Below are 8857 nucleotides of genomic sequence, written 5' to 3'. Positions count from 1 at the left end.
CCGCGTCGCGCCGGGCACGCTCCGACTGCCGATCCGGATCGGCCCGCTTCGCCAGATGATCGTAATAGGTGGACGGGGCGATCGGCAGCACGCTGCAGATCGGCTCGACCCCGTGTTCACCACGCTGATCGTCGATGAACCCGACCACCACTTCGACCGGCGGTCGAGCTCCGCCATCGCAAAATACGCTGATGCCTTGCGCAGGATCTCGTTCGCCTGACGCAACTCGCGGTTCTCTCGCTCCAGCGCCTTCATCTTCTCGGCCATCTCGGTTGGGATCCCCGCGCGCTTGCCGCTGTCGACCTCGGCCTTCCTGACCCACTCGTTCAGGGCGTGGGGCGCGCAACCAATCTTCGCGGAAATCGACAGGACCGCCTGCCACCGCGATCCATGCTGCCCCTCATTGTCGAGAACCAGCCGCACCGCACGCTCGCGCACTTCAGGGGGAAACTTGTTCGTCGTCTTGCTCATGATGCTCCATCCTACTCAGGAGTTGGAGCACCCGGCAAACCCGGCGCGGGTCAGGAAGCATGTCGCGCAGGATGGTGCGGTTGTTGGTGCAGGTGCCCCGCCGGTGATGATTGAGGCAACCGAAGCGGTTGGAGAGTATGACACCGACCTTCCCACCGCAGCAGCCGCAGGTCATCAGGCCGGAAAGGAGAGAGACAGGCCGGTTCGCCAAATGCAGCCGTTTCGCCCTGCCCTCCCGTGTGTTGGCCGGGTTCGGGCCGAAGACTTCCGCGATCTGCTTCTGACGTTCCCGCACGGCATTCCAGAGCGCATCATCCACGATCCGCAGATGCGGAACCTCGCTCCTGATCCATTTCTCGGGCGGGTTGATGCGCGACACGCGCTTGCCGGTGGACGGGTCTTTGACGAAGCGCAGGCGGTTCCAGACCAGCACGCCAGCATAAAGCTCGTTGTTGACGATGCCGGTGCCGCGATTGCGATGACCCCGGATGCTGGTATCGCCCCATGCGCGGCCCAGCGGGCCGGGGATGCTTTCGCGGTTCAGATCGACGGCGATGGCCTTCGGGCTTTTACCCGACGCGAACTCGCGGAAGATGCGGCGGATGATTTCCGCTTCCTCAGGAATGATCTCCCGGTTGCCCCGGATCGGCTCGCCGTTGGCGTCGAACTTCTTCACCACCTTGCAGCCGTAGCAAAGCCCTCCCCCGGCCTTACCCTTCTCTACCCGACCCCGAAGGCCACGATGGGTCTTCATGGTAAGGTCTTTCAGGAACAGCGCGTTCATCGTCCCCTTGAGGCCGACATGCAGTTCCGTGATTTCACCCTCGGCCAAGGTGACGATGTTCACACCCGCGAACTTCAAATGCTTGTAGAGCGTGGCGACATCCGCCTGGTCGCGGCTGATCCGGTCCAGCGCCTCGGCCACGAGGATGTTGAACTCGCCCTACTGCGCATCGCGCATCAGCCGCTGGGATGCCCGGTCGCAGGATCGTGCTCGCGCCGGAAATCGCCGCATCCTCGTAGGAACCCACGATCTGCCACCGCTCCCGCGCAGTATGCTCGCGGCAAAGCCGGAACTGGTCCTCAATCGAGGCTTCGCTCTGCTTATCGTCGGAATAGCGGGCATAGAGTGCGGCGCGGGTCATGGCGATGGTCTCCGTGCGGTCAGTCCTCCCATCCTCGCTTGTGGCAGGGCAGGCGCGGCGTTTCGTGGATCACATCTTGTCCTTCGGCATCGGCGCCACATCCGGCGCCCGGTCCAGAAGCCGGGTCAGGTCGCCGCGCTTCGCCGTGCCTGCGCGCGCCTTGAGGAAATCGACCGCCGTCTCCACCGCACCGATCTTCTGCGCGACCGCCGAGACGATCCACTGGTTGAGCGACACACCATCCTCCTGCGCCAGACGCGCCGCCGTCTCCTTGAGCGACTGCGGCAGTTGCAGCGGGTATTTGTAGCGTTGGGTCTGCGTCATGCGTTCAGTCTCCTGACGATCTCTCTTGGCGTTGCGATGGTGACGTCCAGCGCGAGCGCCGGGCGGAAGTCCTTGACGTTATGCGTCACGATGGCCTCGGCCTGCCCGTTCAACGCAGCCTCCAGCACCATCTCGTCGGCGACATCGGGCAGCATCGGCCGCGTCCGGAACGAGATATCGACGCCCTCGGACACGGCGGCAAGCGCGCTCATCACCGCCGCGACATCCTCCAGGCTGTGCCCCGTCACCTTCCGGGTTTCCTCCCGGCTCAGCACCGCCTCATATTCGAGGAACAATGCCGTCGAGCAAAGCGGCGTCACCGTGCCCCGGTCAACCAGCCGCAGCAGCAGGTTGCTTGCCCCGTTGCGACTCCGAAAGGCCGCCACGATCACATTGGTGTCCAGAACCAACCTCATGGGGGACAACTTATAGACATCCCATTGGATGTCAATATCAAGCGCGGCTATTCCTCCCATGCGGCAGCCTCATGCATCGCCATCGCGATCCCGCCCGCCCCCGCCTCGGGTCGGCGGCGTGTTGTCATTGGCGGCACGCACGGCGTTCTCGTAATCCTCCCGCGCCATCCGCCTGCCGATGGTCAGGACCACCGCATCCAGCCGCGCGGGCGCATCGCTCTCGTGTCCAGTATCCTGGCTACCAGATGGGCGGTTGTCATTGGCTGGCCTTCCTCCACCACGGCACTTTCCGTCATTGGCCATCGCCAGCTTCTGCCTCTGGCCGCCATTTGACGGGGTTCTCGACCCATCGGTTGGTCCCCGACCAGCCGTTCACCATGCCCCTCGGACCAATGGCGGGGCATGGCTCATCCATGCCGGATCTCGATCCGCTCCGCATAGGCCCGGATCTCGACCGGCCGCCCGACAGCCGTTGCCGCGACGGAGTATTTGTTGTTGTCGAACCGCACGAGGCAGGTCTTCGCTACCGCCGCAGGCAGCGAGTGGAAGCCGTCGAAGCGCCCGGCATAGGGGACGAGGTGCGGGCGCTCTTCCTGAAAGACCGTCCAGATGGCCTTGTCCGTAAACTCGGGATCCGGCCGGCGCGGTCTGCTGACCGCGGCCACCGGAGCGTCGGCGATGTGAGGAGGACGACGACCAGAATGGGCAAATGATCGACAAGATCCGGAACGGGAAAGCCAGTGGCGTCCAACGAGCCCAAGCTCGCAATTTTTATGTGGCCCCGGCCCGCGCATCACCATACCAGCCCGCGGCATATCACGGCCGCACTCCAGAGGCCTGAAACATGACCGCACCCAATCACATGCTCAGAAGGTCAGAAAACCCTTGCATCGAAGGGGGCATCCAAACATGGACGCCGATCACCCCGGAAGCGGGGTCCTTATTCCATGCCGGTCAACAGCCTAGGCGATATCGGTGTGAGCCGGGCGGAGGTGGAATGCGCCGCCTGCCTACCGCTACGTTTGAACGCGTCGGAGGCGCTGGCAGCCAAGGTCCATGCACGACGGAAGGGATAGACCGGCTAGCGTCGGATGAGGTGCCTTGGCGGACGCAGGATAGCGGCCGATTGCTTTCCAGGGTCCACTCCGTCCCGCATAGGCGACATTGCCCTGGAAAATCGCTGTGGCAAGCGTGCGTGTCCGGTCTGGGGAAGCCTCTGCAGGATTGCCGACATTCCGAACATCGATCATGGGCCGCGCTTTTTCGGATTGCGGCGCTGATCGCCATGAACATAGCACAATGCCGCTGCGAGGCGGCTCCGGGCCTGTAGCGGACCGTTGCTTGGTGGTCGACGCCGGCATCGCACCGATCTACGATGCGATAACGGAAGAAGGGGCACAGTGGTTCTTGAAGACTATCGGCATTCTGGGCGGCATGTCCGCAGCATCCACGCAAATCTACTATCGCACCTTGTGCACCCTGGCCCGCGAACGGTTGGGAGGGCTGCATTCTCCGGAACTGCTTATCCGTTCCCTGGATTTTTCGCGGATCGAGCGGCTGCAGGTTGCGGACGAATGGGAACGGGCCGGCGATATTCTGAACGCGGAAGCCAGATCTCTTGAACGCGGCGGCGCCGATCTGCTGATCCTGGCGACGAACACCATGCACAAGCTGGCGGACAGGATGATGCGCGGAGTCTCGATCCCCCTTCTGCATATCGCTGACGCAACCGCGGCGTCCATTTGCCGGAAAAGGCTTCGCCGCCCTGGCCTGATGGCGACGGCCTTCACGATGGAGCAGGCATTCTACACCGACCGGCTGGTCATGGCCGGTCTTGATCCTGTCATCCCGGAAGTATCGGACCGGGCCCTGACGCATCGGATCATATACGAAGAGCTTTGCCGCGACATCGTGACCAAGGAGAGTCGGGCCGTTTTCATGGCGATTGCGCAGCGCCTCGTGGATCGCGGAGCGGATTGCCTGATCCTTGGCTGCACCGAGGTGGGAATGCTCCTGGATCAGGGCAATGTCCGGGTGCCGGTGTTCGATACCACGCAGGTGCATTGTGAAGCGGCCTTTGCTGCGGCCCTGAATGCTTGAATGCCCGCCGGGTTTCCGGAACGTGTGGCGCCGCAGGCGCTGAGCCTTGCCTCGCGCATGTCGCGGCCGGGCGGCATACCGAACAGGCGGGCATAGTCGCGGGTGAATTGCGGCACGCTTTCATAGCCCACGGCATGGGCGGCCTGCGCGATGCCCGCGCCGTCCGCCAGCATCTGCCGCCGCGCCTCGATCAGCCGCAGCCGCTTCTGGAATTGCAGCGGCGACAGCGTGGTGATGGCGCGGAAATGCTGGTGAAAGGAGGATTCGCTCATCCCCGCCGCCGCGGCCAGGTCGCCGATGCGCAGCGCGCGGGCATAGTCCTGCCGGATCAGCGCCACCGCGCGGGCAATGCGATGGGCATGGCTGTCCACCGCCCCGAGCCCCCGGATCGCGGCGCCGTGGCGGCCGGTCAGGAGCCAGTAATGCATCTCGCGCAAGAGCGACTCGCCCAGCACCGGCAGCGCGGCGGGCCGGTCAAGCAGCCGCATCAGCCGCCCCGCGGCGTCGGTCACGTCCGGGTCGGCCGGCTCGATGCGCAGCGGGGCCGCACCGGCGGGGCGCAGATCGGCCTCGACGGAAAGCCTGCGCAGAAGCGCCGGGTCCAGTTCCAGCGCCAGGGCGTAATAGGGCGCGGCAGGGCTGGCATCGAGGATCCGGCTGGTGGTCGGCACATCGGCGGTGATCACCAGCGCCTCGCCCGCGCCATAGTCGAAGCTGGTCGTCCCCATCGTCACGCGCTTGCGGCCCTGAAGGCAGATCGCGATCAACGGCTTTTGCACCGCCACCTGCAATTCGCCGGGACGCATCACGCGCACGACGCCCAGTCCGGGAAATGGTGTCGGCGCAAGGCCGAAACGGTCGGCATGGGCATCGGCATGGCGGCGGACAAGATCGAGAAGGCTGCGCATCGGTTGGGTCCGGACAGGGGGCTTGCGGTATCAGGCAAGGAAACCGGGCCTGTATGCAAGCCGCATCCGCAGGTTTCGCGGAAACAGGCAAGATTGTGCGAGGAACGGGCAACCAAGGCCGGGCGTGCTGCGCCATGTTCTCCTCATCCGCTCAGCATGAGGAACGAAAACATGAGCAAGATCGCTTTGATCACCGGCGCCAACCGTGGGCTGGGCCGCAATACCGCGCTTTCCATCGCCCGCCATGGCAGCGATGTCGTCGTGGCCTATCGCGGCAACACAGCGCAGGCCGCCGAAGTCGTCACGGAAATCGAGGCTTTGGGCCGCAAGGCGGTGGCGCTGCAACTGGATGTTTCGCGCGTGGCGGGCTTCCCCGCCTTTGCCGAAACTTTGCGCGACAGCCTGCGGAATGTCTGGGGCCGCGACAGCGTCGACCATCTGGTCAACAACGCCGGCCATGGCGAATTCGCCACGATCGGCGAGACGACCGAGGCGCAGTTCGACGGGTTGTTCGACGTGCATGTGAAGGGCGTGTTCTTCCTGACCCAGGCGCTGTTGCCGCTGATCGCCGATGGCGGGCGGATCGTGAACGTCTCGACCGGGCTGACGCGGTTTTCCCATGCCGGCTTTGCGGCCTATGCGGCGGCGAAGGGCGCAGTCGAGGTGCTGACCCGTTACATGGCGCAGGAGTTCGGGCCGCGCGGCATTGCGGTGAACACGGTTGCGCCCGGCGCCATCGAGACCGATTTCGGCGGCGGCACCGTGCGCGACAACCCGGATGTAAACGCCAAGTTCGCCGGGCTGACAGCGCTTGGCCGGGTGGGCCTGCCCGACGATATTGGGCCGATGGTGGCAAGCCTGTTGGCCGACGACAACCGCTGGGTCACTGCGCAACGGATCGAGGTCTCGGGCGGCCAGGCGATCTGAACCGGCAGGGTCAGGGCAGGTCAGGCCCTCGGGGTGCTGACCTGCCTTGTCGTCCTGCGCAGATACAGGATCTGCGCGGCCAGTCCCAGGATCAGCAGGACGGTGAGTGTACCAAGCGCACCCAGCAGGATCGGAGAGCCGGGGTCCGCCGCAATCGGATTGCCGTCCGGGACGCGCCTCAGTGTTTCGGATACCGATGGCACCAGCAGCAGAAAGACCGTCATGGTCAGGAAGATGGTCTCGAAATAACGGGCTGCACGCCCCGGCACCGATATGCGGCCAACTGCAAAGCCGGCAACGAGCAGCGCCAGCGTCGCGGCTGCGATGACGTTGCTCACCGGCTGTTTCGCAACCAGGAACACGGTCAGGCCACCGATCAGCATGAAGACGAAATAAGCCGCGCCGGCTTTGGACCGGGGCACGATCCGCCCATGGCGCACAAGCATCCAGATCGCGAGGGGGATGGCTGGCAGGCTTCCAAGCGTATGCAGCCAGCCCAGGGGAGAGATCCCGAACATGGTCGTTTCCTTTGGTGATATAGATGAACGTCTGGCGGGTTTCCCGCCCCGGGGGCACTTCTCGAAGGCCCGGCTCCGACGACGGCCTGTCAAGGCCGCCGCGATCTGGTCGTGACTGGCCGGGCCTGCGAAGCCTGTCTCAGATTACCGTCAGGCCGACCGCGACGTTGTTGCGGGTGGCATTCGAATAGGGGCAGGTCTGATGCGACGCCTCGACCAGTCGCTGCGCCTCCTCGTGCGCGATGCCCGGCAGGCTGATCGCAAGATCGGCCGTGATGCCGAAACCGCCCTCGGCGCGCGGCCCGATACCCACGGTCACGGTGATCGCGGCATCAGCGGGGAGCTTCACTTTCTGTTGCTGGGCGACAAGCTTGAGCGCGCCAAGAAAGCACGCGGCATAGCCGGCCGCGAAGAGCTGTTCGGGATTGGTGCCGGTGCCGCCCGCACCGCCCAGTTCCTTCGGGGTGGAGAGCGCGACCTCCAGACGGCCGTCTGCGCTGCGGGCCTGGCCTTCGCGGCCTCCGGTTGCAGTGGCTTGGGTGCGGTAGAGAACCTGGACCGACATGATCATTTCATTTGATTTTCGCCATAATAATTATCGCGATAATATACTTACTACAGTGCGCATCACTGCATGTCCAGCTTTTTATTGTCGCGATAACAAATCCCGTGATAAGAAGCCTTATGGCCAAGGAACCGACCCTCGAAGATCAGCTATGCTTCTCGCTCTATGCGACCTCCATGGCGATCAACCGCCTCTACAAGCCGCTGCTGGACCGGTTGGGCATCACCTATCCGCAATACCTGGTGCTGAACGTGCTGTGGGAGGAAGACGGGCGCAGCATCAGCGCGATTGCCACCCGGCTGGATCTGGAGCCGAGCACGATCACGCCGCTGGTCAAACGGCTGGAGGCAGCCGGGCTGGTCACGAGAACCCGGCGTCAGGATGACGAGCGGGGCGTGGTGGTCGCGTTGACCGCGCGCGGCCTGGATCTGAAGACGGAAAGCCGCTGCCTCGGCGAAGCCCTCTTCGCCCGGGCCGGCATGACGGCGGAAGAGATGATCGCCCTCAACCGCGAGGTCCGGCGCCTGCATCAGGCCCTGACGGGCAAGGAAAGCACATCGTAAAGGCGACGGGGAGAAAGATGGCTGCAAGGCGCCTGCTCTGTCTCGCCTTGCCCGCTCCGTTTCGCGGCAGAAAACGCTGTCGCGGTTCCAGGAAGCGACCGCGTGCACATGACCAGGACACGTGAACGGCAGGGGACGGCGTGACCCGGCCAAAGGGGCATGTCGCCGACCTCTCGGTCGAGGCTTGGCATGCGGATCTGGACGCGGTGGCCGCGGCGATCCGGGAGCCGTGCTTCGTGCTGCTGGGGCTATCGCAGGGCGGTGCGCTCGCCATCGCCTGTGCCCTGCGCCACCCCGAGCGCGTCTCGCATCTGGTGCTTCTGAACGCCTATGCCCAGGGCAAGCGGGTCCGGGCGCGAACCGAGGCGGAACGGCTGGAGGCGGCCGAGATGCTGGTCAATTTCGTGCGCATCGGCTGGGGATGCGACAATCCGGCGTTCTGCAAGTTCTTCACCAACCTCTTCATCCCGGACGGGTTGTCCGAACAGCATTTCTGGTGGGGCGATCTCGAATGGGTGACGGCAAGTGCCGAGGTCGCCGCAGAGCTGCTGTCGCAGATGCAGGGGATCGACGTGTCGGACCTTGCGCCGCAGTTGCATGTGCCCACGCTGGTTGCGCATTGCCGCAGCGATATGCGCTTGCCCTTTGACGAAGGCTGCCGGCTCGCAGCCGCGATTCCGGGCCGAATTCGTCGCCCCTCTTGGCCAAAGCCGGTGCGAGCTGTCGCGCGCGATCCGCGACGCCGGACTGACGCCCGCCGAAGCTGTCCTGCTGAACCTCGTTGCCGAGGGGCTCGACAATCGGGCGATCGCTGAACGGCTGGGCAAGAGCGTGAAGACGGTGCGCAGCCAGTTGTCGGTGATCTTCGGCAAGCTCATATCAAACGGGCGCTGAATCACCTCGCCGAGCTCTGCCTATCT

Annotated in this window: 13 protein-coding genes, 2 pseudogenes and 1 other annotated feature; of the genes and pseudogenes, 5 read left to right on the top strand and 10 right to left on the bottom strand. The window is 64.6% G+C overall.

Going from position 1 to position 8857, the window contains the following annotated elements; translation table 11 throughout:
• The 7 genes and pseudogenes from I9P22_RS04010 to I9P22_RS03985 form a co-directional block, all read right to left on the bottom strand.
• Positions 1 to 471 (bottom strand): annotated as a pseudogene (locus I9P22_RS04010) (transposase); the annotation flags it as partial.
• Positions 74 to 190: a sequence feature (AL1L pseudoknot), on the bottom strand. It overlaps the preceding pseudogene by 117 nt.
• Positions 440 to 1396, bottom strand: a complete 957-nt coding sequence (locus tag I9P22_RS24825; RefSeq protein ID WP_332908999.1) for a recombinase family protein — start codon at positions 1394 to 1396, stop codon at positions 440 to 442. The gene I9P22_RS24825 and the pseudogene I9P22_RS04010, both read right to left, overlap by 32 nt.
• Positions 1290 to 1616 carry a recombinase family protein gene (locus tag I9P22_RS24940; protein WP_332908998.1) on the bottom strand — a complete coding sequence of 109 codons (327 nt, stop codon included), beginning with the start codon at positions 1614 to 1616 and terminating at the stop codon, positions 1290 to 1292. The genes I9P22_RS24825 and I9P22_RS24940 overlap by 107 nt, the downstream gene beginning before the upstream one ends.
• Before the next feature lie 69 nt (positions 1617 to 1685).
• A complete protein-coding gene (locus tag I9P22_RS04000; RefSeq protein WP_199258086.1) occupies positions 1686 to 1940 on the bottom strand; it encodes a toxin-antitoxin system HicB family antitoxin in 255 nt (84 codons plus the stop codon).
• The gene (locus I9P22_RS03995; protein ID WP_233253192.1) at positions 1937 to 2356 is read right to left on the bottom strand and encodes a putative toxin-antitoxin system toxin component, PIN family; all 420 of its coding nucleotides are present in this window, start codon (positions 2354 to 2356) and stop codon (positions 1937 to 1939) included. The genes I9P22_RS04000 and I9P22_RS03995 overlap by 4 nt, the downstream gene beginning before the upstream one ends.
• A gap of 69 nt (positions 2357 to 2425) precedes the next feature.
• Positions 2426 to 2659, bottom strand: coding sequence for a hypothetical protein (locus tag I9P22_RS03990; RefSeq protein WP_199258084.1), 234 nt, complete (start codon positions 2657 to 2659; stop codon positions 2426 to 2428).
• A gap of 113 nt (positions 2660 to 2772) precedes the next feature.
• Positions 2773 to 2955, bottom strand: a pseudogene (locus I9P22_RS03985) (Mu transposase domain-containing protein); the annotation flags it as partial.
• 745 nt (positions 2956 to 3700) lie between these two features.
• Between I9P22_RS03985 and I9P22_RS03980 the strand changes: the two are divergent.
• Positions 3701 to 4456 (top strand): aspartate/glutamate racemase family protein, encoded by a 756-nt coding sequence (locus I9P22_RS03980; protein ID WP_332909002.1) that lies wholly within the window; start codon positions 3701 to 3703, stop codon positions 4454 to 4456.
• Here I9P22_RS03980 and I9P22_RS03975 read toward each other — a convergent pair.
• Complete coding sequence (locus I9P22_RS03975) at positions 4375 to 5364, bottom strand: AraC family transcriptional regulator (RefSeq protein ID WP_199258083.1); 990 nt, start codon at positions 5362 to 5364, stop codon at positions 4375 to 4377. The genes I9P22_RS03980 and I9P22_RS03975 overlap by 82 nt on opposite strands.
• A 171-nt stretch (positions 5365 to 5535) precedes the next feature.
• Between I9P22_RS03975 and I9P22_RS03970 the strand changes: the two genes are divergently transcribed.
• The gene (locus I9P22_RS03970) at positions 5536 to 6291 is read left to right on the top strand and encodes an SDR family NAD(P)-dependent oxidoreductase (protein WP_233253190.1); all 756 of its coding nucleotides are present in this window, start codon (positions 5536 to 5538) and stop codon (positions 6289 to 6291) included.
• A gap of 20 nt (positions 6292 to 6311) precedes the next feature.
• Here I9P22_RS03970 and I9P22_RS03965 read toward each other — a convergent pair whose 3' ends face one another.
• Both I9P22_RS03965 and I9P22_RS03960 read right to left on the bottom strand, forming a co-directional pair.
• Entirely contained in the window at positions 6312 to 6809 is a 498-nt protein-coding gene (locus tag I9P22_RS03965; protein ID WP_199258081.1) for a hypothetical protein, read from the bottom strand.
• 139 nt (positions 6810 to 6948) lie between these two features.
• Positions 6949 to 7374 (bottom strand): organic hydroperoxide resistance protein, encoded by a 426-nt coding sequence (locus tag I9P22_RS03960; protein WP_233253189.1) that lies wholly within the window; start codon positions 7372 to 7374, stop codon positions 6949 to 6951.
• Between the two features lie 119 nt (positions 7375 to 7493).
• Here I9P22_RS03960 and I9P22_RS03955 point away from each other — a divergent pair, with 119 nt between their 5' ends.
• The 3 genes from I9P22_RS03955 to I9P22_RS25025 all read left to right on the top strand — a co-directional run bounded on the left by I9P22_RS03955 (position 7494) and on the right by I9P22_RS25025 (position 8831).
• On the top strand, positions 7494 to 7937 hold the full coding sequence (locus I9P22_RS03955) for a MarR family winged helix-turn-helix transcriptional regulator (RefSeq protein WP_199258080.1): 444 nt from the start codon (positions 7494 to 7496) through the stop codon (positions 7935 to 7937).
• A 140-nt stretch (positions 7938 to 8077) separates the two neighbouring features.
• Positions 8078 to 8752: an alpha/beta fold hydrolase gene (locus I9P22_RS03950; RefSeq protein ID WP_199258079.1), complete on the top strand. Its 675-nt coding sequence runs from the start codon at positions 8078 to 8080 to the stop codon at positions 8750 to 8752.
• On the top strand, positions 8685 to 8831 hold the full coding sequence (locus I9P22_RS25025) for a helix-turn-helix domain-containing protein (RefSeq protein ID WP_408635144.1): 147 nt from the start codon (positions 8685 to 8687) through the stop codon (positions 8829 to 8831). Before I9P22_RS03950 ends, I9P22_RS25025 begins: the two co-directional genes overlap by 68 nt.
• Positions 8832 to 8857: the final 26 nt, after the last annotated feature.

The sequence above is a fragment of the Paracoccus binzhouensis genome, from assembly GCF_016446475.1.
Taxonomy (GTDB): Bacteria; Pseudomonadota; Alphaproteobacteria; order Rhodobacterales; family Rhodobacteraceae; genus Paracoccus; species Paracoccus binzhouensis.
Note: the sequence above shows the minus strand (reverse complement) of the source record. Positions and strands in the feature narration are given on the sequence as shown.